Here is a 26,555-nt window from a genome sequence, read left to right as displayed (position 1 = left end):
GATTTTGGTGGTGCCGCGGATGCGGCGGTGATGCCGGGTCAGGCGCTGAGGGAGAGATCTTCGGAAACCACCTGGGCCAGCAGCTGGCGGCCGGTGAGGTAGCGTTCCAGGTCGTTGAGGGCGGCATCGGACATCCGCCGGGTTTCGGTGCCGAGCGAGCCGGCGATGTGCGGGGTGATCACCACGTTGGGCAGTGAATAGAGGACCGAGTCCGCAGGCAGCGGTTCCGGCTCGGTCACGTCGAGCAGGGCGTTGATCCGGCCGGTGGCGCACTCCGCCTCCAGCGCCGCGGTGTCCACCAGGGAGCCGCGGGCGGTGTTGATCAGGGTGGCGTGGTCCTTCATGGCGCGCAGTTCCAGGCCGCCCAGCATGTGCCGGGTCTCCGGCAGGGCCGGGGCGTGGACGCTGACCACGTCGGAGGCGGCCAGCAGCTCCGGCAGGGTTACCAGCGTCCCACCGGCGGCTGCCACGGCTGCAGGATCGGCGTGCGGATCGCTGACCAGGCAGGTCACATCCTGCAGCTGCTGGACCAGTTGGACCACACGGCGGCCGATCCGGGAAAAGCCGATCACGCCGATGGTACGGCCGATATTCCCCAGCTCGCCCCGGCGGGTGGTGTAGCTCCAGTCCGTCCTGAAGGTCCGGGCATCGTTGGCCAGGACGTGGGCCTTCTTTCCCGCCAGCACGATCGAGGCGAAAGTGAACTCCGCCACGGGGATGGCGTTGGCATCGGCGCCGTTGGTCACCAGGATGCCGCGGTCCCAGAGTTCCTGGCTGACGAAGCTGCGGACAGTCCCGGCGCAGTGGAACACCGCCTTGAGCCTGGGCAGGCGGTCAAGGGTTTCCTTGTCCAAGGCGGGAACCCCCCAGCTGGTGAGCAGGATTTCCACCTCTGCCAACCGGTCCGCGAGGTCCGGATCCGTCAGGGAAGCGGTCCAGGGCGTGCTGCCAAGGTCCACCATTGAGGCCAGGCGCTCCAGCCGGGCGGCGTCGAACTGATCGGAGTAGGTTTCGCTGTTCATCACCAGCATTGCCTTGGGTTTAGCCGGCATTCGGGCCTCCTTTTCCGTTCTTGGGAACTGCTCCAGGCCGGGCAGTTCATGGCTTGCATCACATCTGGAATCCAGTACATACTCATGAACAGCACAGTTCAACCAAGCCATTCGTACTCGATCTGAAACGATCACAGTCGAACAAAAGAAGAGTTTCCCCGATGACGTCCCAGCACGGCTCTCCCGAGCTCCCTCCCGCCTTTCCGTTGGCGGCCGCGTGGGGCGATACCGCTTCCGCCGGCAACCTGGTGTCCCTGCTGGCCGGCGCCCGCGGGCGGCTGGCGGCTCCCGCCGTCGGCGATCCTGCATGGTGCGCGGCGGCAGGACCGCGCACCGGCCAACTGCAGCGGGACGCCCGGGCGGAACGCGGCACACCGTGGCCGCAGCCCCTGGTGTCCCACTACGCCCGGTATTTCAGGGACGGCAACCGCACCGCCTACGAGGGGCTGGTGGGCGCCCGGCAGCAGCGGCTGACGCGTGCGGTGGTACTGGCACTGGCAGCGCAGCCCGGCCAAAACCCTGACCCGGAGGGACCGTCGGGGGCAGCACCGGCCTGGCTGGATGAAGTGATCGACGGCGCCTTCCTGCTCTGCGAACAAAGCTCGTGGAGCTGGGCCGCGCACGAGGACGTGTTCACCCGCACGGGGGACGTGCTGCCGGATCTGGACCGGCCTTATCTTGACCTGGGCGCCGGGGAAGTGGTGGCGCAGCTGGCCTGGCTGGACCTGGTGCTGGGTGCCGAACTGGACGGCAGGGCGCCGGGACTGCGGCGCCGGATCCGGGACGAAGTGCAGGCCCGCGTGATCCGGCCCTTCCTGGACCGGCTGGACTGGCACTGGCTTGGCCTGGACGGCGATGTCCACAACTGGAACCCCTGGATCCATTCCAACCTCCTGGCCGCTGCGCTGTTCCTGGTTGACGACCCCGGGGTCCGGGCCCTGACTGTTGCGCGGTGCATCGAAGGCCTGGACCGGTTCCTGGCCGCCATCCCGGCTGACGGGGCCATCGATGAGGGTTTTGCCTACTGGTGGAACGGCGCGGGCAGGGCGCTGGAGGGACTCTCGCTGCTCACGGAGGCAGCCGGCGGGGCGCTCGACGCCGACCTGCCGGTGGTCCGCGAAATGGCGGCCTTCCCGCACCGGATGCACATCGGCGGCAGCTGGTACCTGAACGTGGCGGACGGTCCGGCGCAGGCAGCTCCGGCGCTGCCGTGGAGCATGCTGCGCCGGTGGGCCGGCCGGCTGGGCGACGCCGACGCGGCAGCGCACGCCGAAGGCGCAGACTCCGGGGAGCCGGCGCCGGCCGCGGGCCTGGGCAGGATGTTGCGGCCGATCCTGGCCGCCGGCGCCCATGGAGTGGCAGCTGGACCATCCGTCGGCGAGGGAGCCGGTCCGGGCTCCGGCTCCGTGGTCGGCGCGGGGTACCCGCTGGTGCCGTTCGCCTACCTGCCCTCGGTGCAGGTGATGGTGGCCCGCGAAACTGCCGGCAGCAGCACCGGACTGTTCCTGGCAGCCAAGGGCGGGCACAACGGCGAGCACCACAACCATCGCGACGTGGGATCCGTGGTGGTGGCCGTGGACGGTGTGCCGCTGCTGGTGGATGCCGGTCAGCCCACATACACGGCCCAAACGTTTGGGCCCGACAGGTACAGCATCCGCGCCATGCAGAGTGCCTGGCACAGCGTCCCGGCACCCGCCGGGCAGGAGCAGGGCACCGGCAAGGAGTTTGCCGCGCACGTTGTCCATGTGCCGGCTGCCGGGAATCCCGTGCTGGGACTGGAACTGGGGGCCGCCTATGGGCTGGCCCCCGGGCAGTGGGTCCGCACCGCGGCCCTGGACCGTGACGCCCGGCAGGTACGGGTGACCGACACCTGGGACCTGGCTGCTGCACCGCAGGAAGGCGCGGCCGGGGACGGTACCTCCATCACCTACCTTGCTGCCGGAACCGTGCGGATCGGCACCGGCGCCCACGCCGGCACCGCAACAATATCGCCGGCAGGGATCCCCGTACCCGTACCCGTCCCCGGAACCGGCGCAACGCCCGGCAACCCTGCCACCCGCGGCGCCGCCCTGCGCTGGGAGCCGGAATCCGCCGTCGTGCTGGTGGACGAATGGCAGCTCGACGACCCGCTCCTGGCCGGCGTCTGGGGTGCCAGGCTGACCCGCCTGCGCTTCAGGATGTCCGCCGACAACCGCGCCGCCGGCGCATTCACCCTCACCGTGGAGGCCACACCATGAGCACCCCGCCAGCATCCGTCCCCGCCGGGAAGTCCCTGTTTTCACTTCAGCGCAGGGAGCGCCTCATGGAGGAACTCCGGGCCCACGGCGCCATCACTGTCCGGGGGATCGCGGCCAAACTGGGTGTCAGCGAACTGACCATCCGGCGGGACGTGAACATCCTGGCGGACGAGGGCCTGGTGTCCCGGGTGCACGGCGGCGCCACCCTCCGCAGCCCACTGGACCGGTCGGCGGCGGCCAGGCCGGCGTCGAACAGCTACTCCATCGGCATGGTGGTGCCCTCGCTGGACTACTACTGGCCGCAGGTGATCAGCGGCGCCCGGGCCGAAGCCGAAGAGCAGAACCTGAGGATCCTGGTCCGCGGCTCCGCCTACGACGCCGCCGACAACCGCCGGCAGGTGCAGGCGCTGCTGGACACCCAGAACATCGACGGCCTGATCGTGGCACCGGACATGACCGGCGAACACGGCCGTGAGCTGCTCCGCTGGCTCAACACGCTGCCCATCCCCGTGGTCCTCGCCGAACGCCGGCCGCCCGCGGAGGTTCCGGCGCACCGCCTCGAGTGGGTGGCCACTGACCACTCGTTCGGAGCCGGCATGGCCGTGCGGCACCTGTGGCAGGAGGGGCACCGGCAGATCGGCTGCCTCACGGACTCCGCGAGTCCCACCAGCCCACACGTGGTGCGCGGCTGGCGGCAGGCCCTGGCCGCCATGAAGATCCCGCTGGAAGGCTCGGTCCATGAGGACTCGGCCACGCAGGGCCCGGGCGGCAGGGCGGAACATTTCGACCACGTCCTTGAACTCTGCCGTGTCACCGGAACCACCGCCATGCTGGTCCATTCGGACACCCAGGCGGTGGCGTTTGTGCAGCACTGCGTGGACCGCGGCCTGCAGGTTCCCGGGGACATGGCGGTGGTGGGCTACGACGACGAGGTGGCCTACCTCGCCGAACCCGCCATCTCCGCCGTCCGGCCGCCCAAGCAGTATGTGGGCAAGGTGGCCGTCCAGCTCATGGCCGCGCGGCTCGCAGAGGGAAGGCAGCGGCCCGTGCACCGGATCGGCCTCAACCCCGACCTGATCCTGCGCGACTCCTCCGTGGGAGCGCCCCGCGTCCCCGCCGCCGGCCTGCTGCAGGAAACGCTGTGATGGCGGGGGCAACGCCGGCACGTCCCACGGCGCTGCTGCTCAGCGGGACCGGCCGCTACGCCGACCCGTGGCATCCCTTTGCGGAAACCTCCGCAGCGCTCGCGGACCTCCTCCGGGAGGCAGGGTTCGACGCCGTCCTGCCGCCGGACGTGGACGCCGCACTGGCTGCGTTGGCGGACCTGCCCAGCGCGGACCTGCCGGCCCTCCTCGCCATCAACGTGGGCCTGCCGCGGGACGGCGCACCCTCGCCCGGGACGCCGCAGGCCGCTGCCGGGTTGTCCCGCTGGCTCCGGCTGGGCCGGCCCCTGCTGGCGTCCCATTCCAGCGCCACCAGTTTCACCGACCTGCCCGAATGGGAGGACGGGTTGGGCGGACGGTGGATCCGGGGTACGTCCATGCACCCCGACTACGGCCCGGCGGCCATCTCGGTCCGGCCGGAGTCCGGACCCGTGGTGGCGGGCATCCCGGACTTTGTGCTGACCGATGAGAAATACAGCTACCTGCGCACCGCGCCAGGCATCACCGTGCACGCCACGCACGTCCACAACGGCCTGGACCATCCCACCGTGTGGTCGCTGGAGCGCCCTGGCGCAGGCAGCGGCGGCTCCGGCCGCACTGTGTACGACGCGCTGGGCCATGACGCCGCCTCCTACGCCTCACCCGAACACCGCAGGCTGCTGCGCCAGGCCATCGGCTGGCTCACCGCCGGCAGCCCGGACGGCGCGCAAGCCCCGGCCCCCGCATGACCCGGCTCCTGCCAACCTGTTTTTGACCAGGCGCCTGCCACCGATCAACCGCCCCTGCCACCGACCCGCCAGGACACCATGACCCATCGTGCCGCCCCGCCCGCCCTTGTCCTCCCGCCGCTGGACCGGAAACTGTCCCCGCTCACCGGCCTGACCCGCGACCACTGGTGCGCCTACGCGGACCATATGTTGCGGTCCGCCCACCGGTTCGCCACCCCCGACCACGCCAACCTCTACCTTCCCGGCGCCAGCAGCGCCTACGGCCCGCGCAGCGATTCGCTGGAGGCCTTCGCCCGCACCTTCCTGCTGGCGTCCTTCCGGCTGGCCGGTGACCCGGACGGAACCGGCTGGCTGGCCGACTGGTACGCAGCAGGCCTCGACGCCGGCACCAACCCGGCCAATCCGGACCGGTGGCCCACACCCGGCGAGCTGGGGCAGGCCAAGGTGGAGGCGGCGTCGTTGGCTGTTGGCCTGGCCCTGACCCGGGACGTGCTGTGGGACAAACTGCCGCAGCGGGTCCAGGAACAGCTGGTGGCCTGGTTCGAGACGGTAATCGGCGAGGAGTACCCGCCCATCAACTGGGTGTGGTTCCAGATTGTGGTGGAGATGTTCCTGGCCAGCGTGGGCGGCCGGTACTCCGACGCCGATATCGACGCCGGCCTGGCAACCCACGATGCCCTCTACCGCGGCCACGGCTGGTTTGCCGACGGCCCCGAACGCGCCTACGACCATTACGTGGGCTGGGCCTTCCACGTCTATCCGCAGCTGCTGCAGCTGATGGCGCCCCAGGACCCCCGGGTCCGGGCCCGGCGGGACCTCGACGGCGGCCGGCTGGCGGATTTCCTGGCCGACGCCATCCATCTGGTGGGCGGCAACGGGGCCCCGCTGATCCAGGGCCGCAGCCTGATCTACCGCTTCGCCGCCGCGGCGCCGTTCTGGTCCGGCCAGCTGCTGGGCCAGACGCGGCTGAGTCCCGGGGTGTCCCGGCGGGCGGCGTCCGGGATCCTGTCCTACTTCATGGAGCGGGACGCCCTCACCCCGGACGGGCTGCTCTCCATCGGCTGGCACGGCGAGTTCCCCGGCATGAAGCAGTCCTACTCCGGTTCCGGGTCGCCGTACTGGGCAGCGAAGGGCATGATGGGCCTGGCCCTGCCCGCGGATCACCCCGTGTGGACTGCCGTGGAGGAGCCCTTGCCGGTGGAGGCCGCGGACACCCGGCGGCTGATTGCCGCCCCCGGCTGGCAGGTAAACGGCACGGTGGCGGACGGCGTGGTGCGGGTCCGGAACCACGGCACCGACCACGCCAACCCCGGGAGCACGGTGGCGGATTCGCCGCTGTACGCCCGGCTTGGCTACTCCACCCACACCTTCCCGGACCTGGCACCGGAATCCCTGGACAACGCGGTGGTGCTGCAGGACGGGTCCGGGCAGCTGACGCACCGGACCGGCTTTACCGTCCTGGCGCAGGCGGACCTTGATGGTGTCCTGTTGGGCGCATCCCGGTTCACGGCGCACTGGATTTCCGTGGACCCCAACGCCGGCCCCGACCATGGCAGCGGCGCAGCCGGCGTGGCGGTCGCCGGGCCCGAGGCCACCGTGGTGTCGCTGACCCGCGGGGCGGTGGAGCTGCGGCTGGTGCGGCTCCGCGGGACGGCCGCCGCCGGGGCGGATTCCCGCCTGCGGATAGGCGGCTGGCCGGTGGACCAGGATGGTGCGGATTCCGTTTTGAGCAGGATCCTGGCCGCGCCTTGTGCCGGCGGGCCACTGGACGACGCCGGCACCTGGGTCCGGGAGGCCGCGCACCCCATGGGGGAGCGGCTCACCATCCCCTGGGTTGGTACCGCCGGCGCCGCCCGCGACGGTGACTATGCCGCCGTCGTGGGCCTGGGCGGTGCCGGGCTGGAGCGGGAACTTGCCGGCGCGCGGTGGTCCGACGGCGGCAGCTTTGTGTTTGCCGACGGCACCGCCGTGGACCCCGCGGCGGTGTGGGCGCGGCTGGAATAGCGCCGCAGGTTCCCTGGGTCCAACCGGCCAGGCAGGCAGGCACACACGGCGGGGCCCGCGGCGGGATTGATACCCCGCCGCGGGCCCCTTTTTGCCGTGCGGTTACTTCCCGGCCGCGAAGTGGCTTACACAGGCCCCCTGGTTCCGGAAGCCCGGGTCCAGGTTGGTGGCCCAGCCGCCGTTTTTACAGGCGTCCTTGCCGGTCACAAACGCCACGGTGTATGCCCGCGTGGTGCCGTCCGGGGCGCTTACGGTGACTTCCGCCGTCGGGTTCCCGCTGCTTGCCTGGATCACCGTGACCCGGGCGTTGGTGTCCAGCGGGACTGCCGCCACCGTGGGAAAGGCTGCGGTGGCCGTGAGGACGCTGTACCCGGAGTCATCGGGATCGAACCCCGCCACCGACTGCTGGTCCACCAGCAGCCTGCCCAGGGTGGGCAGTCCGGCCGGAGCCGGCCGGGTGCCCCGAATGGCCACCTCGGCCACCTTGGTGTAGGAACCAGGGGTGGCCAGCACCACCCGGATGCCGCGCGTTGCCACCGGGCTGAAGGCCACGGTTGCCGGGGCTGCGGTGCTGAGCCCGGTGATGGTCCCGGCGGACGTGTCCTGCCATGCTCCGGCCGCGTCCTGGTACTGAACCTTCAGGCTTTGCGCGGCCTTTTCGGCTGACGTCACCGTCACCGAATCCACCGTGTACTCCCGGCCGAACCCATACGTGAGGCTGTCACCCGCACGGCCGGCGCTGACCCAGTTGGACCAGGCGGAGCCGGCATTGCCGTCGCAGGTATTGCGGGCCAGGTAGGACCCTTCCGTGAAACTGGCGGTGGCGGTGGTGGCGGGATCCGCCCGGCAGATGTTGTCCACGGTTTCGCTGGCCACCACGATCACCGTCAGTACGGCTGCCAGCGGCTGCTCCCCGGAAACCCCGGTGGCCGCAGTCCCGCGGACGGTGTACGTCCCGGGCACCTGCAGCGCGGCGGCGTCGAACGAATTCCAGTCCCACGTTGCCGTGAGCCGGTTCCGGGCCGGTCCGGCGCCGATCTGGCCCGGCACGGTGCCCGGTGCTGCCGCCTGGAGCGCGGCCAGGGTGGAGCCTGCCCCCACGGTGGCCGATACCGGATCGGTGGCGGCGTAGCGGCCCACCTCCACCGTCACGGTGGCGTCATTGAAGCCCGCGCCGTACAGGTCAGTCCCGGAACCCGTGACCGTCACGCGGCCCGCCCTGTCCCAGGCGGCAGGGTCAATCTGCTGCCACTGCACCGCAATCGGCCGGCCCGCACCGTTGCCGTACAGGGGGATGACGGTCGCCGGCAGTTCCGGCGCCACCCCCACCGGCGTGCTGAGGTCCACCTTGGTGGTGCCCAGCAGCTGCAGGTCTTCGAGGTCGGTGAAGCCCCACACCTGGTGCGGGTTGGCGGTGGCCGTGGCGGTGGTTCCGGTGGACGAGCCCAGGGAAACCGCGGTCCCGGCCGCCGTCTGGCTGCCCGCCACCTGCAGGGCACTGGCCGCGGCAGCGTTGACCAGCGACCACTTCCTGCCGTTCTCCGTGGTGAGGATCCACTGCGCAGCCGGTGTGGCCTTTGCCTGCTCCAGGGTCATTCCGGACAGGGTGGCGGTGCCGGCCTGGCTGCCGTTGAGCACGCCGCCGGTTCCGGCCAGGACCCGGCCGTCCTTGTTGGTCAGCACCCAGCGCCGGTTGTGGGCGTACTCATCGTCGCTGCGGACGGCGTTGAAGGTCCACACCTGCGGGACCACCGCAGCCATGCTGGACCCCGGGTCCTGGATGGCTGCGGAACCGTCGGCGCGGGCCGTCAGGTCCTTGCCGCTGGCGTCACCGGTGAGGTGGTAGCTGTGGCCGTCCTGCACCGGTGCGGCGTCGGCGGCAACCCCGCTGACGCCGTCGACGACGAACGTCACCACCGAAGCGGCCGGCACCTCCAGCGTGGCGGACTTCGCCGCGGCATCAACGGCGACGGGGGCGCCCTTGACCAGCGCGTTCCGCTCGATGTCCTCGAGCGGGGACTTGGTGGTGACCACCGGGGTCACGGTAGCGCCGGGGGCGATGGAACCGAAGCGGCTCAGGTCCAGGGTGACCTTCTCCGGGGTCGCGGTGTCGTTGAAGTGCACCAGGGTGGCGCCCTTGCCGTCCGCCTTCAGGGCGCTCGCGGTTTTGGCGTTGTCGTTCTGGATCAGGAAATCGCCCGGCCGGATGTAATGCGTGAAGTTCCGGGTGGTGTTGTACTTCTGGTTGGTCAGCACCTTGCACTTGGCGGCTTCGGCACTGGCTCCGTCGTTGATCCGCCGGTTGGAGGACCCTTCACGGCCGGCGTAGTTGCAGTCGAAGTCCACGTAGATGGAGCCCCAGCCGCCGTCGCCCTTTTCCTGCTTGTAGGTGTCCTCCACGGGCTGCCAAAACACCCAGGCGTCCGGCTCCAGCTCACGCAGGTCATCCACCATGCGCCCGGCGATGCCCAGCCCGTTCGCGATGTTGGACCGGTCCCAGCCCCCGGTGGAGTCGCCGAGTGCGGGGTTGCCGCGCCAGGAGCCGCCCACTTCGCTCATCCACAGCGGCTTGTCCGCAGACTTGGCCAGGTCCCGGACCCGGCGGCGGTCGCCGGTGCCGTAAGTGTGGACGTTCAGCTGCGCCACGGCGTCCTTGGCGGCCTGGCTGTAGCCGTTCCAGTTGGTCATGAACTTGCCCGGATCCGTCTCGTCCATCCCGGAGATGACGGCCCCGGTGGTGGTGCCGGCCTTGGCCAGTTCGGCGGCCAGCAGCCGGGTGACGCGGTCCTGCGCCGCAGGATAAATCAGGGCACCTTCCTGCTTCTGCGTGTAGCTGGTGGGGGGTTTGCCCGTGGCAGCGTCGATGTCGGTGCCCCAATAGCCGGAGTTGGGCTCGTTGAACGGGTCGATGGTGTTCACCGTGATGCCGCTGCCCTCCTCCAGCAATTGCACGGCATGCTTCATGTACGCGGCGAACTTGGCCTCCGCCTGGGGCAGCAGGTTTTCGCCCTTGGCGGGGGTGGGCTGGCCCGAGACGTAGCCGCTTTTGGTCATGAACCAGGGCGGGGAGTTACTGAAGGCCTCCCAGTGGGTGATCTGCTGTTCCGCGTCGAGTTTCTCCACCCACCAGCGCTGGTTGGCGTCCGCGTCCGGGTTGTAGGACGCGGGATCATCCGGGTTCCACTGCTCCAGGAAGGCCAGCTTGTTGGCCTGCGCTTTGTCCACCGTGCCGTCAGGGTTGTACAGGTTGGACGGAGCAGTGCCGGCGGGCACTTCCGTTTTCGGCTGCCACCAGCCTTCCACCGCGCTGCCGTCGTTGAGGTAGTTCTTTACGTCGGAGGCGTTGCCGCCGCCCACGTTGTAGCGGGCGATGTTGAGGTTCAGGCCTTCCTGCCCAAAGACCTTCTGGTACAGCTCTTCGCGGAGTTCGGGGGAGTAGCCGGCCGTCGCGTTGGCGAACCAGACCAGGCTGGTGCCCCAGCCCTCGAACGCGGCTCCGCGGCTTGCCGGGTTGGGCGTGATGGTCACCGGAGTGGGCGGGTCTGCAGCGCCGGCGGGTGCCACGGGGAGCAACGCCAGCCCGGCCACCGCCGTCACCGCGGCAGCGAGCGCGGCCACCGGCTTCCTGGCCCGTCGGGTTCTTCGTGCGGAAAACGTCATTGTTGTACCTCGCAGTCATGGGGGTGCGGAGCTGTTGCCGGTCCCGCAGCCGGGAAGTCCGGGCACAGCGAGACTATGGGCGGGGTCGGAACGGAACAAGGCATCCGAACACGTTCGGTCGTACTCGGTCACGGGTGTTCAGGACGTGTTCGACGGCGGTACCGGCCGTGGGCAGGCCGTCCCGGCCGCCGGCGAAACTTCGACTTCGCGTCCTGCAGGACAACCCGTGCCGTGCCCGATGGCCGCGGGACGCCTGAAACATGCGTGCGGCGAACCGAAACGATCATTTAACACACCGGAAACCCACCCGGAGATGCCAGCTTTACTCTGGAAACAGACGGCGAAAGCTGCCCTCCGCTGGACGCGGTTCTGATTCCGCGCCCCTTCTGCCGGAGCGGCATTCACGGGCGATTTCCGTTCTCTCCTCGCATCACGAAAGGGGTTTCCCATGGATTCGGGAAATGTCGCTTGGATTTTGGCCAGCTCAGCGCTGGTCTGCATGATGATCCCCGCCCTTGCCCTGTTCTACGGGGGCATGGTGGGCTCACGCCGCATTCTGAACATGATGATGATGTGCTTCGGCGGCGCCAGCCTGGTGGCTGTGCTGTGGGCACTCTTTGGCTACTCACTGGCCTTCGGCAACTCAGTGGGCGGACTGGGGCTGATCGGCGACATCACCGAATTCCCCGGTCTGGGACAGCTGCTCGCCGCGGATGACGAGGCGTCCATCCCGGTAGCACTGTTCGCAGCTTTCCAGCTCTTCTTTGCCTGCGTCACCACCGCACTGGTGGCGGGCGCAGCGGCGGGCCGGATGAAGTTCGGCGCCTGGATGCTGTTTGCCGGCATCTGGGCCACCATTGTCTACTTCCCGATCGCCCACTGGGTGTTTGCGTTCTCCTCTGCGGACGGCAGCGTCACCGGCGGCTGGATTGCCAGCGGCATCAAGGCAATCGACTTCGCCGGCGGCACGGCTGTGCACATGAACGCAGGCGCCGCGGCCCTGGCCCTGGCCCTGGTCCTGGGCAGGAGCTCGGGCTGGCCCAAGATGGAACACACCAAGCCGCACAGCCGGCCGCTGGTGCTGATCGGTGCCGGCCTGCTGTGGGTGGGATGGTTCGGCTTCAACGCCGGCTCCGCCCTGTCCGCAGGCCAGTCGGCGTCGGTGGTTTTCCTTAACACCGCAGTTGCTGCCTCGGCCGGCCTCCTGGCGTGGGCCCTGGTGGAACGGATCCGCCACGGCGCGGCCACCAGCATGGGCGCCGCCTCCGGCCTCATCTCCGCGCTGGTCGCCATCACGCCTGCCTGTGGCGCCGTCAGCCCGCTGGGCGCGGTGGCCATCGGCCTGATCGCCGGTGCGGTTTGCTCGCTGGCGATCGAACTGAAGTTCCGGCTCGGCTACGACGACTCACTCGACGTAGTGGGCGTCCACCTGGTGGGCGGCATCCTGGGCACCCTGCTGATTGGGCTCTTCGCCACGGACGCAGCCCCGAACGCCGTCAACGGGCTGTTCTACGGCGGCGGCTTCGAGCTCCTCGGAACCCAGGCCCTGGCCACGGTCACGGTGCTGGCCTACTCGTTCGGTATCACCTGGCTCCTGGCCAAGATCCTGGACCGGACCATTGGCCTGCGCATCAAGCCCGAGGATGAAATGCGCGGCATCGACCTCGCGGCCCACTCGGAGCTTGCCTACCTCACCGATGAAGACCCGGTGGAGCTGGGGTCCCCCCAGCGCAGCTAGACTCTTCCGGATGGTGCCAATGCGCCGTCCGGAAGACGAACCAGGCAGAGGGCCGGGCCTTGGGACGTACCAGCGGGGGGCGCTGGGCGGCCGTTCCAGGAGCCGGTCCTCTGCCTTCGTTTTGCCGTCTGTCTCAGCCGGCGGTGCAGACCAGGACGCCGTCCCGGACCTCCACCACGGCCGCGCGGACGTGGCTGAGCCTGGTTTTGGGGTCCGGTGCCATGGTGTCAATGTCCTCGCCGCCCCAGTGGGGATGCGTGAAGTAGACCACCAGTGCCTGGTCCGGGCCGCCGTCGGACGACAGGGGAACCACGTCCGCGTGCCGGCCCACCACGGCCCGGCCGGCCACGGACTCGGGGGCGGCAAGGATCAGTCCGTCGCCCTCCTTCTGCCGCAGCCAGCCGCCTGCCGCGTCCTCCGACCGGTACACCGCCTGGCCGCGCCACTCGTCCACCACCATCCAGTACCAGCCACCGAGCCGGAATACCTTGGGACCCTCGTGCGGGCGGCCCGGAAGCGTGATGCCTTCGACCGCCCACGACGACGGGTCGTGCGGCGCGTCGCTGACCGCGCTGTAGGTGTTGGACCCGCGGGCCTCGTCCTTGTACCAAAGGCGGTAGCGGCCGTCCCCGCACAAGGCCACGGCGGCGTCGATCACCCGGGGCGAGTCGAGGTCCACCTGGCCCAGGTATTCCCAGTCGGTGAGGTTCCGGCTGGCCAGCTGCACAATCCCGGCCCCACCTGTCCAGTCAGTGCGGACACCGCCCAGCACCGTCAGGTACATGATCCACTGGTCGCCCAGGCGGACGACGTCGGGCGCCCACAGCGTTGCCGGCAGTTCCGTTCCGGGCGGCACCAGGCCGGCCACGGTGCCCTGGTAGGTCCAGCTGGCTCCGCCGTCAGCGGACCGGGCGACGCCGATGCCCGTCCCGTGCACCCATTCCACGCCGGTCAGCCCGTCCTGGGTGGCCCTGCGCTGGGTGTAAAAAAGCACCCAGTCCCCGGTGCGGTGGTCCCGGACCAGGACGGGATCCGTTGGCCCGTCCCAGACGGGGTCCCGGTAGGGGGTTGCGAAGGCGTCCGGCTGCAGCGGAATCACGGCGGGGACGGCATTGGCCTGCTCCTGTGGCACATTTTCTCCAACGTTGTACTTACTTCGTTGGTTTCAGCTTAGGGGGTAATTCCGACGCGCAAAAGCATCCGCGCGGCGCAGATTCCCTGGCGCGGCACTTATCCGGGGTGCGTCACGGAATCTGCGCGTCGACAGGAGGTTTGCGTGTCGCCAATGGACGCCGCCACGGGTGCCCTACTCCCGGAACAGCCCGGCGAGGTCCTCGGCCGTGATGGCACCGCCGGACAGGGCGTCGCCCTCCATCACATCCGCGAAGAGCTGGGACTTGCGCGCCTTCAGGGCCATGACCTTCTCCTCGATCGTGTCCTTGGCCACCAGCCGGTACACCATCACGTTCCGGGCCTGCCCGATCCGGTGCGTCCGGTCCACCGCCTGCGCCTCCGACGCAGGGTTCCACCACGGATCCAGGAGGAACACGTAGTCGGCCTCCGTCAGGTTCAGGCCGAAGCCGCCGGCCTTGAGGCTGATCAGGAAGACCGGGGCACTGCCGTTTTTGAACTCGTTGACGACGTCGGCACGGTTGCGGGTGCCGCCGTCGAGGTAGCAGTACTCGATGTTCTCCTCGTCAAGGCGCTCGCGGACCTTCCCCAGGAAGCCGGTGAACTGGCTGAAGATCAAGGCGCGGTGCCCCTCGGCCACCAGGTCCTCGAGCTGTTCAAAAAGCACGTCGAGCTTGCTGGACCGGACCGCGGACAATGACGGGTCAACCAGCGAAACGTCCAGGCTGAGCTGCCGCAGCAGGGTCAGCGACTGGAAGATGGTGAACCGGTTTTTGTTGACGTCCTCAATCAGGCCCAGGATCTTCTGCCGCTCCCGCTGCAGGTGCGTCTGGTACACCTTCTGGTGCCGCGGATTGAGCACCACTTCGAGGATCTGCTCCTGCTTGGGCGGCAGGTCCTTGATTACCTGGTCCTTGGTGCGGCGCATCATCAGGGGCCGCACCCGCCGCCGGAGCTTGTCCAGCTGGCCCTTGTCGGCGTTTTTCTCCACCGGCTTCTGGTAGTTTTCGGCAAACCGCTTGGGACTGGCGAACAGCCCGGGCGCCACGATGGACGTCAGCGCCCAGAACTCCATCAGGTTGTTCTCCAGCGGCGTTCCGGTGATGGCCAGCTTGAAGGGGACCGGCAGCTTCCGGGCGCACTGGTACGCCTTGGACTGGTGGTTCTTCACAAACTGGGCCTCATCCAGCACCAGCCCGGACCAGGCGTGGGACGCGTACGCCTCATAGTCGATCCGGAACAGCGCGTACGACGTGATCACCAGGTCGGCTCCCGCCATCGCCGCCGCCGGCTGCCGGCCGCTCTTCGCGAACGTCTCGCTGACCGTGTGGACCTTCAGCCCCGGACCGAAGCGGGCAGCCTCCGCCGCCCAGTTGCCCACCACGCTGGTGGGGGCCACCACCAGAAATGGGGCGCCGCCGTCGGGACCTGTTGGTTGAGCGTCAACGCTGCCGGGTACGACGGCGGCAGCGGTTCCGTCAGTGCCGGCGGACTGGGCGGCCAGGTCCTTTGCCGCGCACATCAGGGCCAGTGCCTGCACGGTTTTACCCAGGCCCATGTCGTCGGCCAGGACACCGCCGAGGCTGTGCCGGTACAGGAACGTCAGCCAGTTGAAGCCTTCCAGCTGGTACGGCCGGAGGTCCGCGTCCAGGCTGGCCGGCAGCGGCAGGCCCTCGATGCCGCCTTCCAGCAGGCCGCCCACCGCCGCGCGCCAGGACGCCGCCTGCTCGTCCACGATTCCCAGCTGCGCCAGTTCATCCCACAGGCCGGCCTGGAACCGGCTGATCTGCAGCGGCGCATCCTTGTTGTCCTGCAGTTCGCGGGCTTCGTCGATCAGGGCGCGCAGCTGGTGCAGCTCCGGCAGGTCCAGGGAGAAGTACGCGCCGCTGGGCAGGAGCATCCTGGTCTGCCCGGAAGCGAGCGCCGAGAACACCGCGGCGAAGGAGACCGGCTGGCCTTCGAGCGAAATCTGGATGCCCAGGTCGAACCAGTCGCGCTGTTCCGTGGCCTTGGTGGAGATCGACACAACGGGGGCTTCCTCCGCCTCCCGGTAATCGGCGATGTCACCGGCGGTGTCCACATCAACGTCCGGCGCCTCCCGGAGCCGGGGCAGCACGTCCTCGGTGAACGCCAGCGTGTCCAGGCCCTTCAGTTCCACGGAGGCTGCCAGCCGGGGCGTGCCCCAGCCGCCGGTGGCTGACTCGCCCAGCGCCGGAACCGCCTCCCAGGGCTGCCCGATGCCGTCGAGGATCCGCGCTTCGGCGGTGTCATCGCGGTAGCCGTGATCGCCCGGATGGCGCCACAACGGCTGGGCCGTAACCAGCTTCCCGGCCTTGTAATGCCACTCCCAATGCAGCCGCACCCGGTGGTCGGCGCCATAGTTCGCCAGCAGCGAGAGGGTGGGAACAGCCAGGGTGGGCAGCTCCACGGACTCATCCCGCGCCGTCACCCGTGCCGTCTGCTTCAGCTTCGGGTAAAAACCGGTGAGGAACCGCGACTCGTCCTTGGCCGGGATCCGCAGCGCGCTGCCGGCCGTCACAAACGCCAGAAGTTCCTCGCTCAACCCGTTTTCCAGGGGCGCCAGGGTAATTACGGTGTCCGTGGCCGGCCCCTCGGTCACTCCGGGCAGCGTCTCCGGGACAGTGCCGTCCGCCGTGGTGGTGAAAAAGAGGCCATGCGCCGGCCGGCCCAGGGTGCCCACAGCGGCCGGGTCCACCTCGCCGCCGTCAACGCTGATGGTGGGCGAGAGCTCCAGGCCGCCGTCCGGCGGTGTGCCTTCCGCCGGGGCGGGTGTACCGAAACGGCCCAGGTTAAGCCCGACGGCGGCGGGGGACTCCGCGATCCGGACCGGTTCGGTGCCGCGCGAATGGACCAGGGCCAGGCCGATCTTGCGGGCGTCGGCCAGCAGGCTCCACAGGTTCCGGCCCGCGTAGGAGTTCAGCCCCAGCCACAGCCCGGAGGAGTTGTGCATCCGGCTGGCGGATGCCGAGTGCGCGGCCAGGAACTCCTGCATCCATTCGACGTGCGCCTCGTTGCATTCGCGCCGGAAGTTCAGGTAGCTGAGCGTGTTCCAGGAAACGTCGCCACGGATCCATTTGCCCTTGGACCCCATGATGACCGGCCGGGCCTTGAGCTGCCGGACACCGCGGACCGGATCCCGGCGCCCTGTGTAGGAGAAGTGCGGCGCGGGTTCCTCGATCTCGAACTGCAGGGCCAGCGGGACGCCCGTGCCGGCGGGGGCCGTCCCGGTGCGGGAGATCAGCGGGCTGAGGGCTTCCTCCCAATCAGTCAGGGCCACGGCCGCCGGATCCCGCGCTACCTGCGTGGCGGTGGCAGGGGAGAGCAGCTGGACCCGGATCGCCGGGCTGTCCTCGGCGGCGAAAAGCAGGGCGGCCACATGCTTGCAGTCCTTGCGGACCGGGCAGCTGCAGACACCAACGGTGCAGCTCCAGCCGCCGGCCTTCCGGACCAGTTTGGCGGTGGTGGAATACGGCACCTCTGCGCCGCCGCGGACCTTGCCGAGCATCAGCCCGGTGCCGGCGTCGAACGACATCCCCGAGACGCGGCTGCCCATGGCATAGGCGAGCCCGGCCGCGAGGGAGCGGTCGTTGATGGCGGGGGTCTGTATTGCCAGGGCCGCACTCTCGTCCGGTTGGGATGGCATGGTGCGCGCTACTTTCAGCAGGCCACGGCGGGGCCGGGTCCGGTGGTTGGTGATCTGATCCATCTTAGTTCGCCGGGCGGCACCGGTGCGCACGGGCCGGGTGCCAGGTCCCGCCCAAACTTCGCCTGACGTTCATGTGCCCCGCAACGCCACGGCTCCCTGGCCCCCGTAGCGTGACAAATATCCGAGCACCACCACCACCGCCAGCAGTGAGGATCGCCATGATCACCAGCCAGCAGCCCGTTGTCCTGACCAGCAGCAGCATCGAAGCCGGCGACGAGGAGACCGTCGAAGCCAACGTGGGCCTGGTGGATGCCATGCATGAGGCGCTCCTCCACACCGCCGAGATGTCACCCGTGGCGGTCCGCAGCTACTACGTGGACTTCTACCTGACGCAGGCGCTTGAGGGCGGCTTCGCGCAGTACGTCTTTATGGCGATCGACCGGGAGGACACCGACACGCTGATCCGCGAAGGCATGGCCGGCATGGGCGCCACCGCCCACCTGGCGCTGTTCAACCGCACAGCCGGTTTCTTCGACAACCTCTCCGGCACTGACCGCGAGCATTACCTGGATGGCGGGACTGAGGACTCCGATCTGACGCCCGACGCCGTCCTCCGGATGGAAGAGCTCGACGGCGAGTTCGAGGAGCTGCTGGAACACGAAAACATCACCGCCCTGAATGCGGCCTGGCTGCGCGGCCAGGCCGACCTTCTTGTCCTGGCTGACGACGAGGTGGACGCCCACATCGACCGCCTCGTGGCGCTTGTGCCGGACCTGGCCGAACGCCAGGCACAGGCCGACGCCGACGAGCTGGCTGACGCTCCGGACTTCGAAGTGATCATCCGGGAACTGTGCGGGGTGGCAGGGTTTGCGCTCATAAAGATCACCATGGGCGACCCGAACTACCTGCACCACGGGATCAAGACGCTGGCCTGGCACTTCAGCACCGACCACGGCGACTTCCTGATGGTCGAGGAGGACGACGAGGCGTTCATGATCAATCCCGAAACCCAGGAGATCGTGGCGGCCGTGGAGTTCGCCGAGGCCGACATGGTGGACGCGTAGCCAACCGGCTGCTCCCTGAAGGGACCGCCGGGCCGCCTTTTCCGGGGCGGCCCGGCAGTCCTGCCTAAGCCAGCTGCACCCGGCTGACGGTCACGCCACCCTCAAACACCAGCCGGAACCCTGCCGCGCCGACGGTTGGTCCCTGCCCCAGCGGAATCCGCAGGACACCAGTGAACGCGGCGTCCACGTGACCGGTTCCCGCGGTGTTCCACGTACCTGCGGGGCCGGGAACCTGGACCCGCACGGTGGCCCGGGCTGCCGGGCCGGACGGGGTGCAGGACACCACGTCCAGCAGCACGGATTGCGCCCCGGCGGCAGCCTGGCCGGCAGCCGCTTCGGTCGAAAAACCCCGGTAAACGGACCAGGCCGGCTGCCCGCATCCTGCGGGAGCGATTGCGGTGCCGGCCAGCGGCGTCTCCGGGACCAGGGCCAGGTTCCCGCAGGCGTCGAAGGTCTCCGCCCGGAACCACGCGCCGCGGCTGCGGCCCGGCGTGGGGCTGCCGGCCACCTCAAGCGTCACCGCCAGCGGCAGGTCCGCAGCGGAGGCGCCGGCCAGGAGCAGGTAGCTGCCCGGCTCCACCACCAGGCGCCCGGCAGCCACGTTGAAGGTGGCCAGGCGTTCCAGGGGAACCCGGATAACGGCCGTGGCGGAGCCACCCGCGGGAATGTCCACCCGCTCATGGCCCACCAGGAGCCGGCGCGGGAACCCGGACGGGTGGCCCGGCGCCGAGGCGTACACCTGGACCAGTTCCTGCGCCGGCCGCAGACCGGCGTTATGGACCTCGATGGTGAGCTCCGCGGTGTCGGCGCGGTCCGGGGTCCCGCCGGACAGTTCCCGCAGGGCAACGGAGCCGTACCGCACCTCGCCGTAGGTCAGGCCGTGACCCAGCGGATAGAGGGGCTCGGCGCTGCTGTAGAGGTAGGTGGACTGCGAGGTGATGATGTCGTAATCCAGGATGTCCGGCAGGTCCTCGTCGCGGCCGAACCAGGTCTGCGGCAGCCGGCCGGTGGGCCCGGAGTCCCCGCTGAGGATCTCCGCCACACCGTGGCCCAGTTCCTGGCCGCCATGCGAGGTCCAGGCGACGGCGGGGGTGTCGGCCAGCCCGCCCAGCGCGTAGGGGTAGGAGGACACGATGACCAGGACGGTGCGCGGATTTGCCTCGCGGACAATCCGGATGAGCTCCTGGTCGGCCAGCGGAAGGTCCAGCGACGTGCGGTCCAGCGTTTCCCGGCCACCCAGGTGGGGATCGTTGCCCACCACCACAATGGCCGTGTGGGCCTGGGCCGCCGCGCTCCGGGCAGCTTCGTGCCCGGAGCTGAGGACGCGGAGAACAAAGGAATCGGCCAGGCCGTAGTCCGGGACCAGCGCCGCGCTGCCCGTACCTGCCTCGATCCGCAGCCATTTTCCGCTCCCCACATGCTGCAGGGCAGCTGTGCCGTCGGCGGCGTAGGCGGCCCGGAACGTCTCCTGGACCACCCAGCCGCCCACCCGGTCCGCCGCTGCCCGAAGGTAGCCGTCCCCGGTATCCGTGACGAATTTTCCGGTCTGCACCAGCCGCAGCGTCAGTTCGCCCGAGCCCCAGTCCTTCAGATCGAACGAATGCTCCGGACCGGGCGCCCCGGCACGGGCGGTAAGCACCGCCCCGCCGCTGCCGCCCAGGTAGCCTCCGGTCCGCACGCACCGGAAGGCAACAACGTCGGTCCCCTCCTCAGCGGTAACGGAACCGGGATAGCGGTGGCCCAGGCCTTCGGCGATGCTGACAGCATCCTGCAACGTTCCGCTGTACCAGTCGCTGAGGACCCGCGAACCCAGCGCGCCGATCACCGCGATGGACCCGGCCGGGTCACCCAGCGGCAGCAGCCGGTCCGCTGATCCGGCCGCGGGTTCATTGCGAAGCACCACCACCACCTTCGCGGCGGCCTCCCTGGCCAGGGCAACATGGGCCGGTGTGCCAATGGCCTCGGGCCCGATCGAAGCATACGGATCGCGTTCCGGCGCGAACTCGCCGGTCCTGGCCCGGAGGGTGAGGAGTCGCAGCAGCGCGGCGTCCACGGCCGCTTCATCGATCAGACCCTTCGCCAGGGCCCCGTTGAGGTACGCGATGGAGGGGCCGGGGTTGTCACCGTCGTCAGTAAAGCTGTCGACGCCGGCGTGGAGGGCTGCGGCGTACGCGGCAGGGCCGTCGTCGAAATACTTTTCCGCCCGGAACAGCGAACCGGGCGCGCCGGCGTCTGTCACCACGGTGATCCCTTCCCCGTTGCGCCACTGCCTCAGGTGCTCCCGGACCAGGTCGGACACGTGCGCAGGCCGGCCGTTGACCAGGTTGTAGGAGAGCATCACGGCACCGGCCACCCCATCCTCGATGGGGCCGCGATAGGCGGGCAGCTCGTACTCGTGGAGCACCCGGGGGCTGAGGTTGCTGGAGGTGACGTTCCGGTCCCGCTCATTGTTGTAGCCCAGGAAATGCTTCAGCGTGGGCACCGTGAGCCACGTGTGGGGGTCCCGGCCCTTCATGCCGCGGCAGAATGCCCCGGCCAGCTCCGCCGTGAGGTGCGGGTCCTCGGAAAAGCCTTCCTCGTTCCGGCCCCACAGCGGGTGGCGCAGGGGGTTCACCACCGGCGCCCAGGCGTTCAGGCTGACTGACGGATCAGTGGCTTTTTTGCCGCGCAGTTCGTGGCCGGTGGCCTCGCCCAGGCGCTCGATCAGGTCCGGGTCCCAGGTAGCCGCCATGCCCACCGGCTGCGGAAAAACGGTGGCCGGTCCCAGCCACGCAACACCGTGGGCGGCCTCGGCTCCGGTGTGGAACGGCGCCAGGCCAAGGCTGTCAACGGCAGGCGAATGCTGGTGCAGCATCGCCACCTTCTGCGCCAGTGTCAGCGCCGCCAGGATGGCAGCCGGTGACCCGGCGGCCGCAGCCTCCACCGTCGGCTCTGGCCCCTGCGGTGGGGTGGGCGCCGGAACGTTGATGTCTACGGCGGGGGAGGCGGCTTGCTGGTGGGGCACTGGAATCCTATCGGCTGGTTATCGAATCGCTTATACAAAATCCGGCAAAATCCAGTGTTGCACTGGTGCTTGTGAGTCGCAACACATTTATCCCTTGCCGCGAAGGTGGGTGGTGGCCTACGCTAAACGCAGTCGAATCGATTCGATGAATCGCTTGAAGCTTTGTCTAAATGACTTCCACGAAGGAGTGCTGGTTATGCGCAGTTCCCATATTGATCCCGCAACGGGCCACCCACGAAAAACAGCCGGTCAGTTGCTCGGTGAGGCTGCATCCCCTGCTGTAAACCGCCGGTCATTCCTGGGGATCCTCAGCGGCGCAGTGTTCCTGGCTGCGGCCCCCGCGGCGCTCACCGCGTGCTCCGGCACCGCCGCACCGCAGGCCACCTCCTCCGGCAGCCTGGCTGAAACCGTGGCCAAGCTGGTCCCGGCCTACAAGCCGCTGGAGCTGCTGAAACCGGACATCGCCTCCGTGAACGGGTCCACCCCCGGCTTCACCAGCGTCCCGGCGTCGCTGGTGAAGTCCGTGGCCAAAACCCCGGGCAGCGGCGGAACCTACACCGCCATGACCCCCGCCTGGTGGGCCGTGCCGCCGGCGCTTCCGGAGAACGGCTACTACAAGGCGGTCAATGAGAAGCTCGGCGCCACCGTCAACTTCCAGGTGAACGACGGCAACGCCTACGCGGACAAGGTGCAGACCGTCCTGGCTTCGCCCAAGGACGTGCCGGACTGGATGGTTATCCCGGCCTGGAACCTGCCGCCCCGCTTCGGCCAGGCCGCCGCCGGCGTTTTCCAGGACCTGTCGCAGTTCCTGGCCGGCGACAAGGTCAACAAGTACCCCAACCTCGCCAACATCCCCACCGCGGCCTGGAAGATGGGGTGCTTCGAAGGTGGCCTCTACGGCCTGCCGTACCCCGGCGCGCTCATCTCCGATGCCCTCTTCTACCGCGCGGACCTCTTCAAGCAGCTCGGTGTGGAACCGCCCAAGTCGGCCGACGACTTCCGCAAGGTGGCCAAGGAACTCACCGACGAATCCAAGAACCGCTGGGGCTCCGAGGACGTCTGGACCGGTGCCCAGATCATGCACGGTGTGGTCCCCAAGTGGAAAAAAGTGGGCGGCACGCTGCAGAACAAGTTCGAAACGGACGAGTACCGGGCGGCCCTCGAGTGGACCGCCAAGCTGTTCGCGGACGGCTCCGTCCACCCGGACGCCGTGGCAGGCAACGCCCAGCAGGCCAAGCAGCGTTTCGAATCCGGTGCCACCCTGATGGCATCCGACGGCATGGGCGGCTGGCACGAGGCCCTGGCCCGGGTCCTGCCCACCAACCCGTCCTTCGACCAGCAGCCCATGGACTACTTCGCCCCGGACGGCGGCAAGCCCACGCTGTTCCGCGCGCAGCCGGCCGCAATCTTCAGCTTCATCAAAAAGGCGGACGCCGCAAAGGTGGAGGAGATGCTGGCCCTGGCCAACTTCATGGCCGCCCCGTTCGGCACCGAGGAACACGTCCTGATCAACAACGGCGTGGAAGGGGTGCACTTCACCCGCGACGCCCAGGGCGTGCCCAAGGCCACCGACAAAGGCAGCACCGAGGTCACCAGCACCTACGCGTTCCTGGTCAGCCCCCCGGTGGTCAACTCCATGGTCCAGTACCCCGGGCTGGTGCAGGCACAGTCCGGCTGGGAAGCCCGGCAGGCCCCGAACGTGGTGGAGGATGTCTTCTTCGGCGTCCAGATCCAGGAGCCGGCCAAGTACGGTTCCCTCGGCAAGCCGTTCGATGACCTGGCCAAGGACATCATCCGCGGCCGCAAAACCATGAAGGACCTGGACAGCGAACTCGCGTCCTGGAAGAGCAAGGGTGGCGACGAACTCCGCGACTTCTACGCCGGATTCCTGGCATAGCCGTGGCACGCACGGGCACAGGGACGGAAAGCGGCGCAGCAGCCACCCCGGCGCAGGAGGCGGGCCTGCGTCCGGCGGCGGCCGGGACAGCAGCCGCCGGGGAGCGGCCGACGGCGACGCCACCGGCCGTGCCGGGCCGCGGCAGCGGGCGGGCCGGGGGAGCCGTGGCCGGGACAGCAGCCGGCGGATCCCCCGGCGCGGGCGCCAAGGGAACAGGCACCAACAAAACGGGTCCTACAAAAACGGGCCCCGCAAAAACAGGCGACGGGACCAGGCCGAGGGCCAACTTGCGGCTGCGGTTCAAACGGGACCGCTCCCTGGTGCTGATGGCACTGCCCGCGGTGCTTCTGCTGGCGGTCTTCGCCTACCTGCCCATGCTGGGCAACGTGGTGGCGTTCCAGGATTACTCCCCGTACGTGGGCATCCCGGACAGCCCCTGGGTGGGACTGGAAAACTTCACCCGAGTCCTGGCCGACGCCGACTTCTGGCACGCCGTCCGGAACACCCTGGTGATCACGGCCTTCCAGCTGGTGTTCTTTTTCCCCATCCCCATTGCCCTGGCCATGCTGCTGAACTCCCTGGTCAACCCGCGCCTGCGGTCAGTGATCCAGGCCGTGGTGTACCTGCCGCACTTCTTCTCCTGGGTCCTGGTGGTGTCCGTTTTCCAGCAGATCTTCGGCGGCGCCGGGCTGCTTAACCAGTCCCTGCGAGCCAACGGCTGGCAGGCGGTGGACATCATGACCAACCCGGACACGTTCCTGTTCCTATTGACCTCCCAGGCTGTCTGGAAGGACGCCGGCTGGGGCATCATCGTGTTCCTGGCGGCCCTGAGTGCCATCGACCCGGCCCAGTACGAGGCCGCTGCCGTGGATGGCGCCGGCCGGTGGAAGCGGATGTGGCACGTCACCCTGCCGGGCCTGCGCAGCGTCATTGTGCTGCTGCTGATCCTGCGCCTCGGTGATTCCCTGACCGTGGGGTTCGAACAGATGATCCTGCAACGCGATGCCGTAGGCGCAGGGGCGTCCGAGGTCCTGGACACGTTTGTCTATTACACCGGCGTGCAGAACGGCGACTGGAGCTACGCGGCCGCTGCCGGGCTGATCAAGGGCCTGGTGAGCCTGGCCCTGATCCTGACAGCCAACAAAATTGCCCACATCTTCGGTGAGAGCGGTGTCTACTCCAAATGAGCATCCTGACCAGCAAAACCCCCGTCTCCGCCCGGCCCGGCAAACCCGCCCGTCCGCCGCGGATCAAGCCTGAACGGCCCGTCTGGGACGAAGAGCCCGGCGCCGGGGCGAAGATCGGCAAAGTGGTGGTGCTCGCCGTGGTGGTCCTGGCAGTGCTGGGGCCGCTCTACACCATTGTCCTGACCAGCATTTCCTCCCAAGGCACCATCACCAGGGCCGGCGGGCTGGTCCTGGTCCCGGGCGAGATCTCCTTCGCCGCCTACCAGCAGATCCTCAGCGGCGGGGTGGTCACCCGTGCGGTGCTGGTCAGTGTGGGCATCACGGCAACCGGCACCGCGCTCAGCATGCTGGTGTCGATCCTCTGCGCCTACGGGCTGTCCCGGCCGGGATCGTTTGCCCACACGCCCATCCTGTTCACGCTGCTCATCACCATGTTCTTCAGTGCCGGCATCATTCCCGCCTACCTGCTGGTGTCCGGGCTGGGCATGATCAACACGTACTGGGCGCTGATCCTGCCGGGCTGCATCTCGGTGTTCAACATCATCATCCTGCGCGGATTCTTTATGGGGATCGACCGCGGCATCCTGGACAGTGCCCGGATCGATGGGGCCAGCGAATGGCGCACCCTGACGCAGATCGTGCTGCCCATGTCCAAGGCCGTGACGGCCGTGATCGCACTGTTTTACGGCGTGGGCTACTGGAACGCCTTCTTCAACGCCATCCTCTACATCAACGACAGCTCCATGAACCCGCTCCAGGTGGTGCTGCGTTCCTACGTGCTCCAGGGTGTCTCGGTGCCCGGCCAGGTGGATGTGGGCTCCGGCGCGGCGGCCGGTCCCGCGCTGCAGATGGCCGTCATTGTGCTGGCCATGGTGCCCATCCTGATTGTGTACCCCTTTGTGCAGAAGCACTTCACCAAGGGCGTGATGATCGGCGCGGTCAAGGGATGACGGCCCCGGGACAACGGCCAGGACAACGGCCGGAACCAGCTAGTCCGCTAACGGGCCGGCGAGGTGGTCTCGCCCTCCGACAGGGTGGGGGCGATCAGCCGCAGCTCTGCGGGTTTGGCCAGGCTGAGCCGGTCCATCACCATCTCCACGGCGGCCCGGCCGATGTCCATGGCCGGGATGGACACGGCCGTCCAGGGATGGACGGCTGCCGCGGCCACGTCAGCCGGCGCGATCACCGCCACCGAGATGTTGTCAGGGATGGCCAGGCCGCGGGCCGCGAGGTTCTCGCGGAGGATGGGAAGCAGGCCCTCGTTGTGGACCAGCAGCGCGGTGGCAGGATGCGGTGCGGCGAAGATCTTGTCGAGTGCCTTGGCCAGGTCCTTCGAATTGGCCTCGCAGGCCACGGCCAGGTCCTGGATCTCAAGGGAGCGGCACGCATCCTCGAAGCCCGCCAGGGCCCGGTCCGCATAGGTGGCATGCCGGCGGAGCGACGCCGGCGGCGAACCGATGAACGCGATGCTCCGGTGGCCCAGCTCCGCCAGGTGCCGGACCGCTGTGCGGGACGCCCCGGCAAAGTCGAAGTCCACGCAGCTCAGGCCGCGCGGATCGTCAGGCATCCCGATCAGGACCGCCGGCTTCTGCAGCCTCGCCAGCAGCGGGATGCGCGGATCCCTGGCCTCGATGTCCATCATCACCAGGCCATCCACCATGGACTGCGATGTCACCCGTTCGATGCTGCCGGCATCGTCCTGCGTCAGCAGCAGGACGTCCTGGTTGTGGGTCCGGGCGGTGGTGACCACGGCGGTCACGAACTGCATCACCACGCCCACGTTCACATCCGCCCGCAGGGGGACCACCAGGCCCAGGACATTGGACCTGCTGGACGCCAGCGCGCGGGCACTGGACCGGGGGCTGTATTTCAGCCGCCGCATCGCTGCTTCGACTACATCACGGGTCTCCTGCGAGATGGGACGGTTGCCGCTCATCACGTAGGACACGGTACTCGTGGACACGCCGGCTTCTTTGGCCACGTCACTGATGGTGGCCGCCGTTGAAGCCTTTCGATTGCTCAT

At 68.9% G+C, this 26,555-nt stretch carries 15 protein-coding genes; 9 read left to right on the top strand and 6 right to left on the bottom strand.

Annotation, left to right across the window (positions count from 1 at the left end; genetic code table 11):
* Window positions 1–38: 38 nt before the first annotated feature.
* A complete protein-coding gene (locus ACRB8A_RS17520; protein ID WP_432245227.1) occupies window positions 39–1,052 on the bottom strand; it encodes a hydroxyacid dehydrogenase in 1,014 nt (337 codons plus the stop codon).
* A 161-nt stretch (window positions 1,053–1,213) separates the two neighbouring features.
* Between ACRB8A_RS17520 and ACRB8A_RS17515 the strand changes: the two genes are divergently transcribed.
* The 4 genes from ACRB8A_RS17515 (at window position 1,214) to ACRB8A_RS17500 (ending at window position 7,184) form a co-directional block, all read left to right on the top strand.
* A complete protein-coding gene (locus ACRB8A_RS17515; RefSeq protein ID WP_432245226.1) occupies window positions 1,214–3,289 on the top strand; it encodes a heparinase in 2,076 nt (691 codons plus the stop codon).
* Window positions 3,286–4,434 (top strand): LacI family DNA-binding transcriptional regulator, encoded by a 1,149-nt coding sequence (locus tag ACRB8A_RS17510; protein ID WP_432245225.1) that lies wholly within the window; start codon window positions 3,286–3,288, stop codon window positions 4,432–4,434. Before ACRB8A_RS17515 ends, ACRB8A_RS17510 begins: the two co-directional genes overlap by 4 nt.
* Complete coding sequence (locus ACRB8A_RS17505; protein WP_432245224.1) at window positions 4,434–5,180, top strand: ThuA domain-containing protein; 747 nt, start codon at window positions 4,434–4,436, stop codon at window positions 5,178–5,180. Before ACRB8A_RS17510 ends, ACRB8A_RS17505 begins: the two co-directional genes overlap by 1 nt.
* 78 nt (window positions 5,181–5,258) lie before the next feature.
* Complete coding sequence (locus ACRB8A_RS17500) at window positions 5,259–7,184, top strand: DUF2264 domain-containing protein (protein ID WP_432245223.1); 1,926 nt, start codon at window positions 5,259–5,261, stop codon at window positions 7,182–7,184.
* Between the two features lie 102 nt (window positions 7,185–7,286).
* Here the strand turns inward: ACRB8A_RS17500 and ACRB8A_RS17495 are convergent, their stop codons facing one another.
* Window positions 7,287–10,844 carry a discoidin domain-containing protein gene (locus ACRB8A_RS17495; RefSeq protein WP_082483869.1) on the bottom strand — a complete coding sequence of 1,186 codons (3,558 nt, stop codon included), beginning with the start codon at window positions 10,842–10,844 and terminating at the stop codon, window positions 7,287–7,289.
* A 448-nt stretch (window positions 10,845–11,292) separates the two neighbouring features.
* Between ACRB8A_RS17495 and ACRB8A_RS17490 the strand changes: the two genes are divergently transcribed.
* Window positions 11,293–12,582, top strand: a complete 1,290-nt coding sequence (locus tag ACRB8A_RS17490; RefSeq protein WP_050686364.1) for an ammonium transporter — start codon at window positions 11,293–11,295, stop codon at window positions 12,580–12,582.
* Between the two features lie 133 nt (window positions 12,583–12,715).
* Here the strand turns inward: ACRB8A_RS17490 and ACRB8A_RS17485 are convergent, their stop codons facing one another.
* Window positions 12,716–13,714 (bottom strand): family 43 glycosylhydrolase, encoded by a 999-nt coding sequence (locus tag ACRB8A_RS17485; protein WP_432245222.1) that lies wholly within the window; start codon window positions 13,712–13,714, stop codon window positions 12,716–12,718.
* Between the two features lie 174 nt (window positions 13,715–13,888).
* Window positions 13,889–17,377 (bottom strand): SNF2-related protein, encoded by a 3,489-nt coding sequence (locus ACRB8A_RS17480; protein ID WP_432245221.1) that lies wholly within the window; start codon window positions 17,375–17,377, stop codon window positions 13,889–13,891.
* 221 nt (window positions 17,378–17,598) lie between these two features.
* Between ACRB8A_RS17480 and ACRB8A_RS17475 the strand changes: the two genes are divergently transcribed.
* Window positions 17,599–18,444, top strand: coding sequence for a DMP19 family protein (locus ACRB8A_RS17475; RefSeq protein WP_432245220.1), 846 nt, complete (start codon window positions 17,599–17,601; stop codon window positions 18,442–18,444).
* A 64-nt stretch (window positions 18,445–18,508) separates the two neighbouring features.
* Here ACRB8A_RS17475 and ACRB8A_RS17470 read toward each other — a convergent pair whose 3' ends face one another.
* Window positions 18,509–21,448 carry a glycoside hydrolase family 3 C-terminal domain-containing protein gene (locus tag ACRB8A_RS17470; protein ID WP_432245219.1) on the bottom strand — a complete coding sequence of 980 codons (2,940 nt, stop codon included), beginning with the start codon at window positions 21,446–21,448 and terminating at the stop codon, window positions 18,509–18,511.
* A gap of 196 nt (window positions 21,449–21,644) precedes the next feature.
* Here ACRB8A_RS17470 and ACRB8A_RS17465 point away from each other — a divergent pair, with 196 nt between their 5' ends.
* The 3 genes from ACRB8A_RS17465 (at window position 21,645) to ACRB8A_RS17455 (ending at window position 25,482) form a co-directional block, all read left to right on the top strand.
* Window positions 21,645–23,345 carry an extracellular solute-binding protein gene (locus ACRB8A_RS17465; RefSeq protein ID WP_432245218.1) on the top strand — a complete coding sequence of 567 codons (1,701 nt, stop codon included), beginning with the start codon at window positions 21,645–21,647 and terminating at the stop codon, window positions 23,343–23,345.
* 164 nt (window positions 23,346–23,509) lie between these two features.
* Window positions 23,510–24,532, top strand: a complete 1,023-nt coding sequence (locus ACRB8A_RS17460) for an ABC transporter permease (protein ID WP_432246062.1) — start codon at window positions 23,510–23,512, stop codon at window positions 24,530–24,532.
* Window positions 24,529–25,482: a carbohydrate ABC transporter permease gene (locus tag ACRB8A_RS17455; RefSeq protein WP_050686371.1), complete on the top strand. Its 954-nt coding sequence runs from the start codon at window positions 24,529–24,531 to the stop codon at window positions 25,480–25,482. Before ACRB8A_RS17460 ends, ACRB8A_RS17455 begins: the two co-directional genes overlap by 4 nt.
* 47 nt (window positions 25,483–25,529) lie before the next feature.
* On the opposite strand, the gene ACRB8A_RS17450 is transcribed toward ACRB8A_RS17455, so the two are convergent.
* A complete protein-coding gene (locus ACRB8A_RS17450; protein ID WP_050686373.1) occupies window positions 25,530–26,555 on the bottom strand; it encodes a LacI family DNA-binding transcriptional regulator in 1,026 nt (341 codons plus the stop codon).

The organism is Arthrobacter sp. G.S.26 (assembly GCF_050847375.1).
Classification (GTDB): domain Bacteria; phylum Actinomycetota; class Actinomycetes; order Actinomycetales; family Micrococcaceae; genus Arthrobacter.
The sequence above is the reverse complement of the archived record's forward strand: the minus strand, read 5'-3'. Positions and strand labels throughout refer to the sequence as shown.

What these genes read in the sequence shown, in the direction of transcription:
- ACRB8A_RS17490 (WP_050686364.1), top strand. Translation starts at nt 11,293, where the DNA reads ATGGATTCGGGAAATGTCGCTTGGATTTTGGCCAGCTCAGCGCTGGTC.
- ACRB8A_RS17515 (WP_432245226.1), top strand. Translation starts at nt 1,214, where the DNA reads ATGACGTCCCAGCACGGCTCTCCCGAGCTCCCTCCCGCCTTTCCGTTG.
- ACRB8A_RS17465 (WP_432245218.1), top strand. Translation starts at nt 21,645, where the DNA reads ATGCGCAGTTCCCATATTGATCCCGCAACGGGCCACCCACGAAAAACA.
- ACRB8A_RS17520 (WP_432245227.1), bottom strand. Translation starts at nt 1,052, where the DNA reads ATGCCGGCTAAACCCAAGGCAATGCTGGTGATGAACAGCGAAACCTAC.
- ACRB8A_RS17475 (WP_432245220.1), top strand. Translation starts at nt 17,599, where the DNA reads ATGATCACCAGCCAGCAGCCCGTTGTCCTGACCAGCAGCAGCATCGAA.
- ACRB8A_RS17450 (WP_050686373.1), bottom strand. Translation starts at nt 26,555, where the DNA reads ATGAGCAATCGAAAGGCTTCAACGGCGGCCACCATCAGTGACGTGGCC.
- ACRB8A_RS17510 (WP_432245225.1), top strand. Translation starts at nt 3,286, where the DNA reads ATGAGCACCCCGCCAGCATCCGTCCCCGCCGGGAAGTCCCTGTTTTCA.
- ACRB8A_RS17505 (WP_432245224.1), top strand. Translation starts at nt 4,434, where the DNA reads ATGGCGGGGGCAACGCCGGCACGTCCCACGGCGCTGCTGCTCAGCGGG.
- ACRB8A_RS17495 (WP_082483869.1), bottom strand. Translation starts at nt 10,844, where the DNA reads ATGACGTTTTCCGCACGAAGAACCCGACGGGCCAGGAAGCCGGTGGCC.
- ACRB8A_RS17500 (WP_432245223.1), top strand. Translation starts at nt 5,259, where the DNA reads ATGACCCATCGTGCCGCCCCGCCCGCCCTTGTCCTCCCGCCGCTGGAC.
- ACRB8A_RS17480 (WP_432245221.1), bottom strand. Translation starts at nt 17,377, where the DNA reads ATGCCATCCCAACCGGACGAGAGTGCGGCCCTGGCAATACAGACCCCC.
- ACRB8A_RS17455 (WP_050686371.1), top strand. Translation starts at nt 24,529, where the DNA reads ATGAGCATCCTGACCAGCAAAACCCCCGTCTCCGCCCGGCCCGGCAAA.